This window comes from Brachybacterium paraconglomeratum, assembly GCF_039541415.1.
GTDB classification, from domain to species: Bacteria; Actinomycetota; Actinomycetes; order Actinomycetales; family Dermabacteraceae; genus Brachybacterium; species Brachybacterium paraconglomeratum_A.
Genome location: NZ_BAABGE010000002.1, coordinates 644,744 through 661,148 on the forward strand (window position 1 = coordinate 644,744; position 16,405 = coordinate 661,148).

Consider the following 16,405-nt stretch of genomic DNA (forward strand, 5'->3'; position numbering starts at 1 on the left):
CCCCATGACCGGTACCACGGAGAACTTCCAGGTCGATCTGCGCGGGATCGTCGAGATCCTGTCGCACAACCTGTACTCGAGTCCGCGCGTGTACGTGCGCGAACTGATCCAGAACGCGCGGGACGCGGTCGTGGCGCGCGGAGAGCACGGAGAGGACCTGCCGCCGATCGAGCTGGTCGTGGACCCGGTCGCGGGGGCGCTCACGGTGCGTGATCACGGCATCGGTCTCACCGAGGCGGATGCGCGCAGCCTGCTCTCTACGATCGGCGCCTCCAGCAAGCGGGAGGAGCTCGCGGCCGCCCGGCGCGAGTTCCTCGGCCAGTTCGGGATCGGCCTGCTGTCCTGCTTCCTCGTCGCAGACCAGATCGAGGTGACCTCCCGCAGTGCCCGCGACCCGGAGGCGCAGACCATGCGCTGGGTCGGCCGGGGCGACGGCACGTTCACGGTGGCGCCCGCGCCGGAGCCGCTCGCCGAGCCGGGCACCGTGGTGCGGGTGCATGCCCGCCCGGACGAGGCGGAATGGGTCGGCGCCGACCGCGTGCATCGTCTCGCTCGCGAGTATGCGAGCCTCCTGGCCGTCCCGATCACCGTCGCCGTCGCCGGTGATCCGCGGCCCGCGGTCCGGGTGAGCGGGGATCCTGCCCCGTGGGACCTGCCCGACCACGCCTCAGGGCTCTGGTGCGAGGACGCCTTCGGCTTCACGCCGCTGGCGAGCATCCCGCTGGACGTGCCGCTGCTCGGCATCCGCGGCACGGCCTTCGTGACTGGGGAGGCGACGCCTGGGCGGGGCCGTGCGGGGGATCGGGTGTTCTCCCACGGCATGTCCGTCGCGGCCGATAACACCCAGCTGGTGCCGGAGTGGGTCACCTTCGCGCGGGTGGCCGTGGAGGCGGGATCGCTGGGTCTCACGGCCTCGCGCGAGTCGCTGCATGACTCCGGTGCCCTCGCCACGGCCCGCGAGGAGATCGGCCGTCAGGTCCATGCGGGCATCGAACGGCTCGCCGCCGGGGATCCCGAGGTGTTCTCGCGGTTCGTCGCCGTGCACGGGCAGAGCCTGCTGGCCCTGGCCGTCGCGCATGCTGAGATGCTGGAGTTCGTGGCCCGTCACTTCACCTGGGAGACCAGCGCCGGCGCGATGCGGCTCGTGGAGATGCCGGCGCGGATCACCTTCACCACGGACGAGCGGGAGTTCACCACCTACGCGCCTCTGGTGCAGGCGCAGGGCGGGCTGCTCGTCAACGGCACCTACACCCACGGCGCCGCCATGCTGCGGGCGTACGACGGGGCGCAGACCCGCCTCACCGCGCGCGAGTTCGAGCTGGCGCGGCTGCTGGAGGATCTCCCGGCCCCGCTCGGGGAGGACGCGGCCCTCGCCGGGCAGATCGGCGATGCGGCGCGTGCCGTGCTTGACCCGTCCGGGGTGACGGCCGAGGTGCGGGCCTTCCGCCCGGTGAGCCAGCTCGTGCTCCATGTCCCGGGCCGCGCTGCGGGCTTCGTGTTCGAGGAGGTCGAGGACGATCCGTGGGCCGACCTGCTCGGCGGCGCGACGCCCGTCGATCCCGTCGATCCCGTCGGCCCCGCGGATCCCCGACCGACCCTCGTATTGAACCTCCGCGCTGAGGCGGTGCGCGCCCTCGGCGGCGGGCTCGCCCCGGCCACCCGGGCGGAGGCGATCCGTGCCCTGCATCTGCTGAGCCTGCTGCAGGCCGGGATCCGGCTGCGCGCCGAGGAGCAGGCAAGCCTGGCCGGGGCGCTCCAGAGCCTGCTGCTGGCCGCAGCACGCACCGAGAACCGCACCACCGAGGACCGCACCACCGAGGGCAGGGGATGACGATGATCCGGTATGACGAGGTCGCCGATCTCACCGGCGAGCAGGCACAGCGCGTGCGGGCGCTCATCGATCGCAGCAGCGAGATCTGGGATATGCCCGATGACCTGGACACGATCCGTGCCTGGGAGGAGCAGATCGCGGCCTGCGAGGCGGAGGGCGTGCCCCACCTCGCGGCGAGCGCACGCTTCGGCCAGTACGCGATCTACAGCCTGGGCGGTATGCCGGCGGCGGCTCTGGACGCGTACGTGCGGCTCATGCAGATCGTCGGCCGCTACGGGGATCACATCAACCCCGAGAACCGGCGCGGATTCCTCGGCGCCGTCGCGGACCTGGTCGTCACGGTGTCGAAGGATCCGTCCCTCGCGCGCCCGCAGCTCGAGAGGATCGTCGACCTCGTCGAGCAGCAAACCGTGAAGCACGGCGACGACCTCGCGCACGTGACGCTCGCGCGTGCCTCGCTCGCCGTCGAGTTCGGCGAGCAGGAGCGCGCGCTCGCTCTGCTGGACCAGTGGCAGGGCATCGGCAGCCCCGACTGGCCCCCGTTCGACGCCAACACCGTCACCCGCGAGATCATGCTCCTCGAGCGCTTCGATCCGGCCCTCGCCGCGGCGACGCTCGCCCGCCGCTTCACGGCGATGGGCGTCCCGCCCGGACCGATCGACATGGACCGGCGCGACAGCATCCAGCTCGTGCTGCTGCGGACGGATCTGGGGTCGCTGTCCGCGCGCGCGGGGCAGAAGGACGTCGCCGCCCGTATCGGGGATGAGCTGGTCGCCCAGTTCGGCATCGACCGCCTCGTCCGGTCCGCGGAGATCCAGGATCTGCTGCTCGTGCTGGAGCACCGCCCGGACGAGGCCCGCATCGCCGCCGACTTCGGCCTCGAGAACAGCAGCCTTGACCTCACCGAGTGGCGGCTCCAGGCCGCCCTCGCCCGCAGCCGCGCCCTCGAGGACCCGACGGGCGAAGAGGCGCAGCTGCTGCGCGCCCTGGCGACGGAGGCCGCCGCGGCGCACGACGCCCGCGGCGGGACCGACGGCCACACCCGGGAGCTGCAGGACATCTGGTTCGCGGACCTGGCACCCGCCACACCCGTGACGAGCGGAGCCGACGCGGACCCCGAGGCGCACCTCGCCGGTGACGAACGAGTCCGTACCCTTCTCGCTCAAGGACTGCTACGCGGAGCTCCACGGACAGGCGAGGTCGGTCCTGGAGGCCGATTCCGAGGAGGAGGCCGAGGCGATCGTCGCGGCCACGATCGCCCGCAGCCGCGAGCTGAGGATGCCGGCGGCGGAGTTCGTCGCCCACCTCATGCACGCCTTCCAGACCTATCAGGCCGGCGACCACGTGGCGCTGGTGCTGCGGTACGAGAGGGCGCAGAGCGCCCAGGCGCTTGCACCGGACGGCGTCGACCCGGCCCTCGAGAAGGCCGCCGCGGGGCTCTTCCTCCCGGTGATCCTCACCGCCCTGGACCTGCCCGCGATCCCGCTGGACCGGATCGAGGAGATCGTCACCGCGGAGATCGCTCTGCGGGCCGTGGCGGGGATGCCGACCACACCGATCGCCGTGGCGCAGCTCGCCCGGGCGGTCCACCTCGGGCAGTCTGCTGAGATCGGTGCGCTGTTCGAGGAGGTCCGCACTCGGCTCGAGGCCGAGGCGGGCGACGTGGACCCCTTCGACGTGCTGCTCGATCTGGCGCGGATCCTCTCGCCGGTGGACGCCAGCGCTGTTCCCGGGCTCGTGGCCGGCGTGCTACGTGCGTCGAACGACCCCGCCCAGCAGCGGGCGGCGCTCGCCTGGAGCGTCTGGGCCGCGCTGCAGGAGGGCGAGGTCGCGGACGACGCCGTCGCCGCGGTCATCGCGCAGCTCGAGGAGGTCGATCGGGACTTCGAGGAGTTCGGGGACCTGCCGCGGTCCGTGCTGCTCGCGGTCGCGGCCCAGATCCCGGAGGCACGGGGGTGGGTGCTCGAGGCCGCTCTCGCGGACACCACTCCGGGGGACCCCACCCACCTCGACACCTTCGCCGGGGCGGCGCGCGCCCTGCTCGAGCACGTACAGGCCGACGAGCGCGGGCCGCGGCTGCGCGAGGACGCGCGCGAGATGGCTGCAGCGCTCGATCGGCGCAACGGGAACGCCGTGCAGTCCGAGCTGCTGCGCGAGAGGTTCTTCCCGGAGGGGTGAATCCCGCAGAAGGGAGACCGGAGGGCGGGCGTAGTCGGCGGCTGGAGACGGAGTGGGAGCGAGTCCGTTCGCGGATTACGCTGAGGGCATCGATGTCGGTCGGGGGAGCTTCATGGATCACACGCTTGGACGCCGTTCTGTGCTCGGCGCAGTGCTCGGAGGGGGCCTGGGGCTGCTCACCGGGTGCTCCCTGGTGCCACAGCTCCCCTCCTTCGGCGGTGGCAGGTCGTTCGAGGACCTGCTCTCGGCGATCGACCCGGGGATCTGGAGCAGGGAGACGGGAAGCCTCGTCGATGTTCCCGTCCCGTTGGAGTCCCCGTTCCGAGTGAACGTCACCCGGCCTCGGGCGATCGGGGAGCTGTTCGACGTGCCGGATGATCTCTCCCCGATCCTGTACGACGAGAACTACGTGCGCGAGGAGGTCGCTCGGATCACCGAGCCGGGCGCCCTCATCGGGCCCCCGTCGGTGCACGGGCCGTACCCGATCGATGCCACCTTGAACTCCAACCACTTCCGTTTCGCGCCCGAGGTGGCGGTGCTCACGGCACATAGCTCCAGGCAGGCTGCGATCTGGCGCGGCGTGGAGGACACCCTGATCGAGGAGATGGAGGAGATCCTCTCGGTCCCCGACGCCGACGGTAACGTGAGATACGTCCTCGACGACGGGCGCCTGGTCCCGACCGAAGCGATGCAGGGCCTCCAACTGCCGCCTGTGGAGATCACGCAGCATCGCGACGAGCTGCGATTCTTCCAGTCCGTCGAGACTCCCGAGTTCGAAGGGGATGCCTCGGTCTTCGACTGCTTCGAGGGTCTTCAGGAGATGGTGGACGTCGTCGATCTCCCCGATGCACATGTCGCCCAAGCCCAGTCGTTGCTCTGGAGCCCCCACGGCCCCGGGGTGGGACACCCGCCCTTCCGCGAGTGGTACTTCGCCACGGAGCTCACCTCCGCCACGGAGCACACCACCAGAGGGGTGGTGCGCGTGGACGCGGAGAAGCTCGACGGGGTCCTGTCGAGGCTCACCGAGTTCATGGACGGGCCGAGCGTGAAGGACGATCTTGTCCCGGTCGAGATGGCGCCGGTCTCGGACACGCTGCTCATGCTCACCCTCGATGCCGAGCCGCGATCTCCCGACCCGGTCTCGTCCTTCTACACCAACCCATCGATGAGGTCCTGGGCCACGTTCCTGAACTGAGCTGTGATCATCGCTGCACCCTGCAACGTCGGCGGATCAGGGCTCAGCGGGCGTCGACGCTGCGCCGCCCCAGCACCCAGGCCGCCACCAGCGCCACCATGATCCCGTTCAGCGGCGCGATCCCGATCCCGAACTGGTTCGAGACCCACGCGATCAGGCATCCGAGCACGTACGGCACCAGTGCCTGCCACCGGACCTTCTCGCTCAGCGTCTCCAGCGCCGGCTGCCCGCCGCGCCAGCGCGCGATCCAGTCGCCGATCAGCACTCCGCCGAGCGGCGGGATGAGCACGCCCAGCAGGCTGAGGTAGCCCACGATGTGCCCCTCGACGCCCACCAGTGCCAGCACGGTGCCGATGGCGACGCCGCCCATGATGAAGGGGCCCTTGCGGGTGGAGTTGGCGATCTCGGCGCCCGCGACGCCGAAGGCGTAGGCCGCGTCGGCGTTGGACTTCCACAGGTTCCCGAACAGGAAGAACAGGCCCCAGCCGATCATCCCCATGCTCAGCAGCAGGGTCGTGAAGTCGCCCTCGCCGAACGCGAGCGCGGAGACGGCGCCGAAGAACACCATCAGGCCGTTGCCGATCACGAAGCCCATCGCGCAGGCGATCACGGCGTCGCGGCCACGCTTGGCGAACCGGGTCCAGTTCGCGGCCTGGGTACCGGCGGAGGCGAAGGTCCCCACCACCGTGGTGACCGCCGCGGCCCAGCTCATGGTGGTGGTCGGGGCGATCGCGAACAGGCCCTCCACCCCGCCCACCTCGGCCAGGGCCAGGCCCGTGATCCAGAAGGCGAGGATGAGGATCAGGGGAGTGGAGATGAGGGAGACCCAGTACATGCCCTCGTAGCCGTACAGCGCCGTGAGCATCATGAGCACGGAGACGCCGATCATCACCAGCGCCGGGCCCCAGGCGTTCTCCCAGCCGAAGGCGATCGCGGTCATCTTCCCGATCGAGCCGACGGCCACGCCGTACCAGCCCACCTGGGTGCCGCCCAGCAGCAGGGAGACCACCTTCGAGCCGACGGTCCCGAAGGTGTACCTCGACATCACCACGGTGGTCAGGCCCGTTCGGGCGCCGAGGAAGCCGATCGCGGCGACGTAGGCGCCGAGCACGGCGGAGCCCACCGCGAGCACGGCGAGGAACTCGGAGAAGGGGAAGCCCACCCCGATGCTCGCGCCCGCCATCAGGGTGGGGGCGAAGACGGTGAACCCGATGAGCACCACGCTGATGGAGACCACGCCGCGCCGTGAGGAGCGGGGGACCGGCGTGACCGGGTAGTCGGGGTCGACGGGCTGTTCGGCGCCCTCGCGCAGATCGGCGGCGGTCACCGGCCCTGGGCCTCAGCGGGCGCGCCGAGCTCGTCGGCCTCGACGCCGATGTCCTCGCTCCAGATCTCCGGACGCTCGGCGATCATCCGCTCCATCAGGGCGATGCACTCGGGATCATCGAGCACGTCCACCGTGACGCCGCGCTCGCGCAGCAGCGACTCCGCCATCTCGAAGGTGCGGTTCTCGCCCACCACGATCCGGGGGATCTCGTACAGCAGCGCGGTGCCGGTGCACATGATGCACGGCGACAGGGTCGTGTAGAGCACGGACTCGCGGTAGATGCTCGCGCGCAGGCGCCCGGCCTTCTCGATCGCGTCGGTCTCGCCGTGCAGGATCGCGGAGTCCTTCTGCACGCGCTGGTTGTGCCCCGCAGAGAGCACCTCGCCGTTGTGGACCAGCACCGCGCCGATCGGCACCCCGCCCTCGTCCCAGCTCTTGCGGGCCTGCTCGATGGCGAGGGCGAGGAAGCGGCGGTCGTCGTCAGCGGTGGGGGTCCAGGTCATGGGGTGCGTGCTCCTGCGGTCGTCGGGATGGTCGCCCGGCATCGTAGAAGGAATCGCGGGAGCCACGCACCCCGGCCCCGGGGGTGAGACCGCTCTGTGACCAGCCGTCCACGGACTGTGAGCCCCGGCTCAACCCGAGCCCGGCCCGGCCGCAGCCCAGGTCAGTCGGAGCCCGGCTCAGCCCGGCCCAGGCTCGTCCGCGACCCTCAGCCCATGTACACGTCGGCGAGCAGCTCGACGGACCGCAGCCGCTGCTCCACCCGCGGGCCCTGGTGGGCGATGATCAGCTCGTCGGCGCCGGTCTGCTCGGCGAACTCGGTGACCTTCTCCTTGACCACATCGGGGGTGCCCACGGCGCTGTAGGTCGCCATCTGGTGCAGGTGGTGGGCCTGGGGCGAGGCGAGCAGCTCGTCGGCCTGCTCGTCGGTGTACTCGGTGCCCGGGCGCACCATCAGCGCCACCCGGCTGCGCATCATCTCGAGGTGCTGGCGCTCGGCGTCGGCCTGGTCGTCGGCGGCGATGACGTTGTAGGCCGCGAAGACGTGGGGCTTCTCGAGCTGCTCGGAGGGCTGGAAGTCGCGGCGATACAGCGCGATCGCCTCGTGCAGGGCGCCGGGGGAGAAGTGTGAGGCGAAGGCGTAGGGCAGGCCGAGGGCGGCGGCCAGGCTCGCGCCGAACAGGGAGGAGCCGAGGATGGTCAGCGGGACGTCGGTGCCCTTGCCCGGGTAGGCATTCACGCCCGGGATCCGGGACTCGCCGCGGAGGTAGGCCTGCAGCTCCACGACGTCCTCGGGGAAGGTGTCGGCCGTGGCGCCGCTGCGGCGCAGTGCACGCATGGTGTTCTGGTCGGTGCCCGGGGCCCGGCCCAGGCCCAGCTCGATCCGCCCCGGGTGGAGGGTCTCGAGGGTGCCGAACTGCTCGGCGATCACCAGCGGGGCGTGGTTGGGCAGCATGATGCCGCCCGCTCCGAGCCGGATGGTCTTGGTGTGCGCCGCGACGTGGGCGATCAGCACCGCGGTGGCGGAGGACGCGATCGAGGCCATGTTGTGGTGCTCGGCGTACCAGACCCGCTCGTACCCGGTCTCCTCCGCCTTCTGGGCCAGGGCGACCGTGCCCTCCAGCGCCTGCGCGACGGTCTGGTCACGGGCAACGGTGGCGAGGTCGAGGAGGGAAAGCGGGACAGTCATCAGGCACCTTTCGTCGGCAGGCGGCGCCGGACGGCGCAGCACCTTCAGCGACAACGCCCTCGGCGTCGTTTCTCTTCCCGACGGCATTGCGGGGCGGCACACCCCTGCCCGCCCCTGAGACGCCACATCACGAGAAGGTCACGGCGACCCTCCGCCCTTCGTCTCAGCTCCACAAGAGCCCAGGATGGCCGCACCCCGTTGCAGGCGCACGGGACATGCCCATCCTTCCCTCGTGTCAGGAGCTGCCATGTCCTACGTCCAGCCCGCAGATCTGGTGGACCGGCTCACCGCCGCCGGCGCCTCGAAGGTCACCTACTCCGCCGGTGTCACGGTGCTGCGTGCTTTCATGGCCGGGGCGATCCTCACCCTCGGCGCCGCCTTCGCCGTCACCGTCTCCACCCAGACCGGGGAGCCGCTGCTGGGAGCCCTGCTGTTCCCCGTCGGCTTCATCCTGCTGTACCTGATGGGCTACGACCTGCTCACCGGGGTGTTCACACTGATGCCGATCGCACTGATCGCGCGGAAGCCCGGAGTGACGGTGCGCTCGATGCTTCGCGTCTGGGGCCTGGTGTTCCTGGGCAACTTCCTCGGCGCGTTCATGGTCGCGGTGCTGATGGCCATCTACTTCACCTACGGCTTCTCCACCGAGCCCAGCCCCGTGGGCCTGGCGATCTCCGAGATCGGCCATGGCCGCACCGTCGGCTACGCCGATCACGGCGCCGCCGGAATGCTCACCCTGTTCATCCGCGCCGTGCTGTGCAACTGGATGGTCTCCACCGGCGTGGTCGGCGCATTCATGACCGACAACCTCCTGGGGAAGATCGCCTGCATGTGGATGCCGGTGATGCTGTTCTTCTACATGGGCTTCGAGCACTCCATCGTGAACATGTTCCTGTTCCCCTCCGGCCTGCTGCTCGGCGCGGAGTTCACGATCATGGACTACCTGATCTGGAACGAGATCCCCACCGTGGTCGGCAACCTCGTGGGCGGCCTGGTGTTCGTGGGCCTCCCGCTCTACTACGCCCACCGCCGCAAGAGCCCCGCCGCCGCTACCGGCACCGCGACTGCCCCCACCACCGCGACCGGCACCGCCGTGGAGGCCACCCACGTCCCAGCCCTCGACCCCACCGGCACCCCGGCCGCCCCGTCGGCCGAGGGTCCGACCGAGGTCCCCGAACTGGTGGGGGCGCCCCGATGAGCCCCCGCATCGTCGTGATCGGCGCCGGGATGGCGGCGCACCGCCTGGTCGACTCGCTCGTCACCCGTGCCGAGGAGCGGATCACCGTGACCGTGCTCGGGGACGAGGCCCGCCGCCCCTACGACCGGGTGGGCCTGACCCGCTTCTTCGACGGGGAGAGTCCCGAGGAGCTCACCCTCGCGCACACGATCTTCGAGGACCCCCGCGTCACCCTCCACGAGGGGGACCCCGTCCACGCGATCGACCGCGAGAACCGCACCGTCACCGCCGCCTCCGGCACCGTCCACCCCTACGACCACCTGGTCCTCGCCACCGGCTCCCACGCGGCGAGGCCCCCGATCCAGGGCGCCGAGCTGCCCGGCTGCTTCGTCTACCGCACCCTGGACGACGTCGAGGCGCTGCGCCGCCACGTCGAAGCACGCGCCGCACAGTCCGACGCCTCACAGGGCGATCCGCCCGTGCGCGGGATCGTCGTCGGCGGTGGGCTGCTGGGCCTCGAGGCGGCCGGCGCCCTGCAGGGGATGGGCGCCGAGGCGACGATCCTGCAGTCCGGCCACCGGCTGATGTCCGCCCAGCTCGACCTGCCCGCCGGAGCCACCCTGCGCCGCCTCATCGAGGCCCGCGGGATCACCGTGCGCACCGAGGCCCGCTCCAACGCCGTGCTGCCGGACGCCGATGGCAGCGCCCGCGCCGTCCTCCTCCCGGACGGCTCCGAGCTCCCGGCGGACCTCGTGATCTTCACCGTCGGCGTCCGCCCCCGCGACGAGCTCGCCCGCGCCGCAGGCCTGGCCTGCGACGAGCGCGGCGGGGTGCGGATCGACGAGAGCTGCGCGACCTCCGACCCGGCCGTGCACGCGATCGGTGAGGTCGCCTCCTTCGAGGGGCAGTGCGTGGGCCTGGTCGCCCCCGGATACGCCATGGCCGAGGTGGTCAGCGACCGGATCCTCGGCGGGCAGGCGACGTTCGCCGGCTACGACCTCTCCACCAAGCTCAAGCTCTCCGGCGTGGACGTCGCCAGCTTCGGCGACGCCTTCGCCACCACCCCCGGCGCCCTGGACGTGGTCTACACCGACCCCGTGAACGGCGTCCACAAGAAGCTCGTCCTCTCCGACGACGCGAAGACCCTGCTGGGCGGGATGCTGGTGGGGGATGCCTCCGCCTACGGCTCCCTGCGCCCGCTGGTCGGCGGGCCGCTCGGCGGGGACCCCGCCGCCTACCTGCTCCCCGCCGGGGCATCGGCCGCCCCGACCGCCGAGCTGCCCGACGAGGCGGTGGTCTGCTCCTGCTCCTCGGTGAGCGCCGGCGCCATCCGCCACGCCGTGCGGGAGCAGGGCTGCGCCGACGCCGCGGCCGTCACCGCCTGCACCAAGGCGGGCGCCACCTGCGGCTCCTGCACCGTGATGGTCACCTCGCTCGTCGGCAGCGAGCTCGCGAAGCTGGGCAGGGCCGTCTCCGCCGGGCTGTGCGAGCACTTCGACCTCTCCCGCCGCCAGCTGTTCGACGCCGTGCACGTCTCGGGCCTGACCACCTTCAGCGCCGTCATCGCACGGTTCGGCCGCGGGCGCGGCTGCGACACCTGCAAGCCCGTGCTCGCCGGCATCCTCGCCCTGCTCGGCGGGGAGCACGTGCTGGACAACGAGAACGCCACCCTGCAGGACACCAACGACCACGTGATGGCCAACATGCAGAAGGACGGCACCTACTCCGTGGTCCCGCGCATGCCCGGCGGGGAGGTCACCCCCGAGGGCCTGATCACGGTGGGGGAGGTGGCCCGCGACTTCGGGCTCTACACCAAGATCACCGGCGGCCAGCGGGTGGACATGTTCGGCGCCCGCCTCGAGGAGCTGCCGCTGATCTGGCGGCGCCTGACCGAGGCCGGCTTCGAATCCGGCCACGCCTACGGCAAGTCGCTGCGCACCGTGAAATCCTGCGTGGGCTCCACCTGGTGCCGCTACGGCGTGCTGGACTCCACCTCCATGGCCATCCAGCTCGAGCTGCGCTATCGCGGGCTGCGCACCCCGCACAAGTTCAAGCTCGGCGTCTCCGGCTGCGCCCGCGAATGCGCCGAGGCCCGCGCCAAGGACGCCGGCATCATCGCCACCGCCCAGGGCTGGAACCTGTACGTGGGCGGGAACGGCGGCGCCACCCCGCGCCACGCCCAGCTGCTGGTCGAGGGCCTGGACGACGACACCCTGATCCGCACCCTGGACCGATACTTCATGTACTACGCCCGCACCGCCGACAAGCTCCAGCGCACCGCCCCCTGGCTCGAAGCGCTCGACGGCGGGATCGACGGGCTGCGCGCCGTGATCCTGGACGACTCCCTGGGGCTCGCCGCAGATCTGGACGCGGCCATGGAACGCCACGTCGAGGGCTACCGTGATGAGTGGGCTGAGACTCTCGCCGACCCCGCCAAGCTCGCCCGCTTCCGCTCCTTCGTGAACGCCCCCACCACCCCCGACCCCGGCCTCGCCTTCGTCCCCGAGCGCGGGCAGGTGCGCCCCGCCCGGCCCGAGGAACGCACGGGTGGGATCCTGATCGCCGGCACGACCCTGGAGGTACGACGATGACCCCGACCCTCACCACCCCGAGCACCGCCAGCACGACTCTCACCACCCCGACCCTCGCCAGCCCGAGCCTCAGCAGCCCGGCCCTCGCCCCGCAGCTCGCGGCGAACTGGCTCCGGCTGTGCACCCTCGCGGAGCTCGAGGTCGAACGGGGCTGCGCGGCCCTCGTGGGCCAGGAGCAGGTCGCCCTGTTCCTGCTGGCCGACGGCGACCTCCGCGCGGTCGACAACCACGACCCCTACTCGGGGGCGAACGTCATCTCCCGCGGCATCGTCGGCTCCCGCGGCGGCCGCCCCACCATCGCCTCCCCGATGTACAAGCAGATCTTCGACCTGCGCTCGGGCACCTGCGTGAACACCCGCAGCAAGCAGGTGCGACGCCTCCGGGTCTGGCCGGTGCGCACCCTCGACGGGGACGTCTACCTGCTGCGCGGCGGCGCACGATGACCGTCGAGTCCGGAGCACGGACTCCGGCGCCGGCCCCGGCGTTCGGGAGGCCGACCCGCACGCTCAAGGCACCGGCACCGGCACCGGCACCGGCACCCGCACTGACTCCCGCCGCGGCACCGGCACCGGCAACCGACCCGTTGGCCGCCCGCGGCCACGTGGCGCTGGTGGGGGGCGGGCCGGGCCCGCTGGACCTGCTCACAGTGCGCGCCCTGCGGCTGCTGCGCGCGGCCGACGTGGTGATCGTCGACCGGCTCGGCCCCGCCGCAGAGGTGCGCGCGGAGCTGCGTCCCAGCGCGCTCGTGATCGACGTCGGCAAGCGCCCCGGCCACCATCCCGTCCCGCAGGAGCAGATCAACGCCCTGCTCATCGCGCACGCCCGCGCCGGGAAGGCGGTCGTGCGGCTGAAGGGCGGGGATCCGTTCGTGCTGGGCCGCGGCGGCGAGGAGGTGCTCGCCTGCCGCGCTGCCGGGATCGAGGTCGAGGTGGTCCCCGGGATCAGCAGCGCCTTCGCCGTGCCCCAGGCCGCCGGGGTGCCGGTCACCCATCGCGGACTCTCCTCCACCGTGCACGTGGTCAGCGGGCACGACCTGAGCGGGCCGCACGGACCCTCGGCCGCGACCCTCGCCGCGCTCGCCGACGACGCGGTGACCACTGTGGTGCTGATGGGGGTCGCGGCGCTTCCCGCCCTGGTCGCCGCCGCCCTCGCCCATGGAGTGCCAGGGCAGCGGCCGATCGCGATCATCGAGAACGGCCACACCCCGCGACAGCGCACCACCCGCACCACCCTCGCCGGCGCTGTCCACACAGCAGCGGCCGTCGGCGTGCGCAGCCCCGCGGTGATCGTGATCGGCGAGGTGGCCCGGGCCGGACTGCTGCAGCCGGAAACGTCGGCAGCGGTTTCCCTCGCCGAGCCGAACAGGTCAGCCGCGCTCGCCCTCGCGGAGCCGAACCGGTCAGCGGCGCCGGACCTCACCGAGATGGCCGCGCTCGGCGGGCAGACGCCGGAGCACGCGGCGTGAGCACCCCGCCCCAGCTCTCCAGCGCGCTCGCGGGCAGACGGCTCGTGCTCGCCCTGGACCGCCGAGCCGAGGAGCTCGCCGCCGCACTGATCCGCCACGGCGCCGAGATCCAGCACGCCCCCGCGATGAGCATGATCCCGCACGTGGACGACCCGCAGCTGCTGGCCCGCACCGCCGAGCTCATCGCCCTCCCGCCGAACCTGCTGATCGCCACCACCGGGGTGGGGGTGCGCGGCTGGTTCGAGGCCGCCGACGCCGCCGGCCTCGCCCCCTCGCTGCGCGCCGCGCTCGCCGGCACCCGGGTCCTCGCCCGCGGCCCCAAGGCCCGCGGCGCCGCCCAGCAGGCGGGGCTCACCGTGGACTGGGTCGCCCAGGAGGGAACCTCCGCCGAGGTGATCGCCCACCTCGCCGGCCAGGACCTCACCGGGACCCGCGCCGCCGTGCAGCACCACGGCTCCGGGGCCGACGGCCTCGACGAGGCGCTCCAGGGCGCCGGCGCCGAGGTGGTGGCCCTGACCGTCTACCGCTGGGGACCACCGCGCGACCCGGCCGCTGTGCACCGCTCCGTGTGTGATGCCGCCGCCGGAGCAGTGGACGCGGTCCTGTTCACCGCCGCACCCGGCACCGAGAACTGGCTGGTCGCCGCCGAACAGGCCGGCGCCCTGCCGGCGATCGCCGCCCGCACCCGCGCCGGTGAGCTGGTCATGGCGGCCGTCGGCCCCCTCACCGCCGCACCCCTGGAAGCGCGCGGGATGCCCGCACTGCTGCCCGCCCGCAGCCGGATGGGCGCGCTGGCGCGCGCCGTCATACAGCACTTCGATCCCACCGCCCCGACGGCGCAGGAGGACTCATGACCGCGCTGATCGCCTGCTCCCACGGCACCCGCTCCGCCGCGGGCCGCGCCGTGATCGCCCGGATCCGGGAGCAGCTCGCCCGCGCCGTCCCGGACGCCGAGGTGCGCGAGGCCTACGTCGACGTGGAGCAGCCTGAGGTCGCGGGCGTCGTCACGCGCGCCGCCGCGGAGGGCCCCGTGGTGGTGGTGCCGCTGCTGCTCTCGACCGGTTTCCACACCTCCGTGGACATCGCCGCGGCCGTCGAGCCCCATCCCCGCGCCGTCGCCGCCCCCGCCCTCGGCCCGCACCCGGCTCTGGTGCGGGCGCTGCGGGACCGACTCGCCGCCGTCAGCGAGGGAGATGCCGGGCATCGCCCCGGCGATCATGTGGTGCTCGCCGCAGCCGGCTCCTCCGACCCGGCCGCCGCCCGTGCCGTGGAGCACATGCGTGATCTGGTCGCCGCCCACCTGCCGTGCCCCGTGAGCATCGGATACGGGGCGGGCTGCGCGCCCTCCCTCCCGGAGGCCGTCGACGCGGCGCGTGCGGCCGGCGCCCGGAGGGTGATCGCGGCGAGCTATGTGCTGGCCCCGGGCCATTTCGCGAACCTCGTCGGCGGCGCCGGGGCCGACCTCGTCAGCGCCCCGCTGGGGGCGCATCCGGAGGTGATCGGCGTGGCCGCCGCGCGGTTCCGGGAGGCGCTGGCCGTCCTCGCTCAGCCCGTGAGCTGATCCAGGGAACTCCCCACCGAACCCCAAAAAGGTCACGGAAAGGTCACAGCACGCCCACAGCCAGCGGTTCTACGTTTCTCGCTCCAGCACAGGACACCGAGAGGACCGCCATGGACAACGTCCCGCACCGCCCCGTCGGCCGCGCTTATCCCGAGGCCCGCGAGCACGACCCTGCCGCGCCGGCGACGGACCCTCCGACCCGCTTCGAGGGCCGCCCCCTGCACCACCCCGAGGAGGACGTCGAGGACCAGGGCCTCGCCTTCGACGTCGGTACGCTCGTCTCCCGCCGCGGAGTGCTCGGAGTGCTCGGCGCCGGCAGCGTCGCCGCGGTCCTCGCCGCCTGCACCGGCGGAAGCGCCGAGACGTCCGACGGCGCCGGCAACGGGGGAGGGGTGAGCGGCGGTGGGGCGAGTGACGGCGGCGGCACCTCCGCCTCAGCCCTCGAGGAGATGCCCGGCGAGACCGCCGGCCCCTACCCGGGGGACGGCTCCAACGGCGCGGACGTGCTCGAGACCAGTGGCGTCGAGCGCAGCGACCTCCGCTCCAGCATCGACTCCGACACCTCCGCCGAGGGCGTGCCGCTCGAGCTCACCATGAACATCATCGACATGGCCGGCGGCGACGTGCCGATGGAGGGCGCGGCGGTGTACCTGTGGCACTGCGACGCCGAGGGCCGCTACTCGATGTACTCCCAGGGGCTGGAGAACGAGACCTACCTGCGCGGTGTGCAGATCACCGACTCCGCGGGCGCCGTCACCTTCACCAGCATTCTCCCCGGCTGCTACGCCGGCCGCTGGCCCCACCTCCACTTCGAGGTGTTCCCGGACGCCGACTCGATCGTCGACGCCGGCAACGCGATCCTCACCTCCCAGATCGCCCTGCCCGAGGCGGAGGCCCGCGAGGCCTACGCGCTCGAGGGGTACTCCGGCTCCAGCCAGAACCTCGAGCAGACCACCCTCGAGAGCGACAACGTGTTCTCCGACGGTCACGACCAGCAGCTCGCCACGTTCACCGGCACCGTGGAGGCGGGCTTCTCCTTCGCGATCGACGTGCCGATCGACACCACCACCACCACCGCGCCCGAGGCAGGCGGGATGGGCGGCGGAGGAACGGGTGGGGGAGGAGCGGGCGACGCCCCCGGCGCCCCTGGCGACGGTGAGCCCGGCGAGGGTGGCCCCGGCCAGGGCGGACAGCCGCCGGCCGATGGTGAGGGACCGGCCGCTCCCGGCGCCCCGTCGGACGGCGGCGGCCAGGGGTGATGACGGCTCACGCCCGCTGGATGATGTCGCGGGAGTGACCGGGTGGAATGAGACTGGCGCTCCGTCGCCCGCCCCACCCGCGCACATGCTGAGAGCGACGTCCTCGCAGGGCTCGAGTGCTCGAGTCCCGC

14 protein-coding genes are annotated in these 16,405 nt (G+C 72.5%); 11 read left to right on the forward strand and 3 right to left on the reverse strand.

Annotated features, from left to right (window positions below; translation table 11 throughout):
- The first annotated feature begins 4 nt into the window (after positions 1 to 4).
- The 4 genes from ABD893_RS02890 (at position 5) to ABD893_RS02905 (ending at position 5,204) form a co-directional block, all read left to right on the forward strand.
- Positions 5 to 1,831: an HSP90 family protein gene (locus tag ABD893_RS02890; RefSeq protein ID WP_345076022.1), complete on the forward strand. Its 1,827-nt coding sequence runs from the start codon at positions 5 to 7 to the stop codon at positions 1,829 to 1,831.
- Positions 1,828 to 3,438, forward strand: a complete 1,611-nt coding sequence (locus tag ABD893_RS02895; protein ID WP_345076023.1) for a hypothetical protein — start codon at positions 1,828 to 1,830, stop codon at positions 3,436 to 3,438. The genes ABD893_RS02890 and ABD893_RS02895 overlap by 4 nt, the downstream gene beginning before the upstream one ends.
- Complete coding sequence (locus tag ABD893_RS02900) at positions 3,374 to 4,009, forward strand: hypothetical protein (RefSeq protein WP_345076024.1); 636 nt, start codon at positions 3,374 to 3,376, stop codon at positions 4,007 to 4,009. The genes ABD893_RS02895 and ABD893_RS02900 overlap by 65 nt, the downstream gene beginning before the upstream one ends.
- 112 nt (positions 4,010 to 4,121) lie before the next feature.
- Positions 4,122 to 5,204, forward strand: a complete 1,083-nt coding sequence (locus tag ABD893_RS02905) for a hypothetical protein (RefSeq protein WP_345076025.1) — start codon at positions 4,122 to 4,124, stop codon at positions 5,202 to 5,204.
- 43 nt (positions 5,205 to 5,247) lie between these two features.
- Here ABD893_RS02905 and codB read toward each other — a convergent pair whose 3' ends face one another.
- The 3 genes from codB to ABD893_RS02920 all read right to left on the reverse strand — a co-directional run bounded on the left by codB (position 5,248) and on the right by ABD893_RS02920 (position 8,221).
- The gene (gene codB, locus ABD893_RS02910; protein ID WP_345076026.1) at positions 5,248 to 6,531 is read right to left on the reverse strand and encodes a cytosine permease; all 1,284 of its coding nucleotides are present in this window, start codon (positions 6,529 to 6,531) and stop codon (positions 5,248 to 5,250) included.
- Positions 6,528 to 7,034 (reverse strand): nucleoside deaminase, encoded by a 507-nt coding sequence (locus ABD893_RS02915; RefSeq protein WP_345076027.1) that lies wholly within the window; start codon positions 7,032 to 7,034, stop codon positions 6,528 to 6,530. The genes codB and ABD893_RS02915 overlap by 4 nt, the downstream gene beginning before the upstream one ends.
- Positions 7,035 to 7,240: 206 nt before the next feature.
- Positions 7,241 to 8,221, reverse strand: coding sequence for an LLM class flavin-dependent oxidoreductase (locus ABD893_RS02920; protein WP_345076028.1), 981 nt, complete (start codon positions 8,219 to 8,221; stop codon positions 7,241 to 7,243).
- A 247-nt stretch (positions 8,222 to 8,468) separates the two neighbouring features.
- Between ABD893_RS02920 and ABD893_RS02925 the strand changes: the two genes are divergently transcribed.
- From ABD893_RS02925 to ABD893_RS02955, 7 genes are all read left to right on the forward strand, one after another.
- Positions 8,469 to 9,419 (forward strand): formate/nitrite transporter family protein, encoded by a 951-nt coding sequence (locus tag ABD893_RS02925; protein WP_345076029.1) that lies wholly within the window; start codon positions 8,469 to 8,471, stop codon positions 9,417 to 9,419.
- Positions 9,416 to 11,989: a nitrite reductase large subunit NirB gene (gene nirB / locus ABD893_RS02930; RefSeq protein WP_345076030.1), complete on the forward strand. Its 2,574-nt coding sequence runs from the start codon at positions 9,416 to 9,418 to the stop codon at positions 11,987 to 11,989. The genes ABD893_RS02925 and nirB overlap by 4 nt, the downstream gene beginning before the upstream one ends.
- The gene (gene nirD, locus ABD893_RS02935) at positions 11,986 to 12,432 is read left to right on the forward strand and encodes a nitrite reductase small subunit NirD (protein ID WP_345076031.1); all 447 of its coding nucleotides are present in this window, start codon (positions 11,986 to 11,988) and stop codon (positions 12,430 to 12,432) included. Before nirB ends, nirD begins: the two co-directional genes overlap by 4 nt.
- A complete protein-coding gene (gene cobA / locus ABD893_RS02940; RefSeq protein WP_345076032.1) occupies positions 12,429 to 13,454 on the forward strand; it encodes a uroporphyrinogen-III C-methyltransferase in 1,026 nt (341 codons plus the stop codon). The genes nirD and cobA overlap by 4 nt, the downstream gene beginning before the upstream one ends.
- Positions 13,451 to 14,308, forward strand: a complete 858-nt coding sequence (locus ABD893_RS02945) for a uroporphyrinogen-III synthase (protein ID WP_345076033.1) — start codon at positions 13,451 to 13,453, stop codon at positions 14,306 to 14,308. The genes cobA and ABD893_RS02945 overlap by 4 nt, the downstream gene beginning before the upstream one ends.
- Entirely contained in the window at positions 14,305 to 15,015 is a 711-nt protein-coding gene (locus ABD893_RS02950) for a sirohydrochlorin chelatase (protein WP_345076034.1), read from the forward strand. The genes ABD893_RS02945 and ABD893_RS02950 overlap by 4 nt, the downstream gene beginning before the upstream one ends.
- Before the next feature lie 110 nt (positions 15,016 to 15,125).
- Positions 15,126 to 16,274: an intradiol ring-cleavage dioxygenase gene (locus ABD893_RS02955; RefSeq protein WP_345076035.1), complete on the forward strand. Its 1,149-nt coding sequence runs from the start codon at positions 15,126 to 15,128 to the stop codon at positions 16,272 to 16,274.
- Positions 16,275 to 16,405 lie beyond the last annotated feature (131 nt).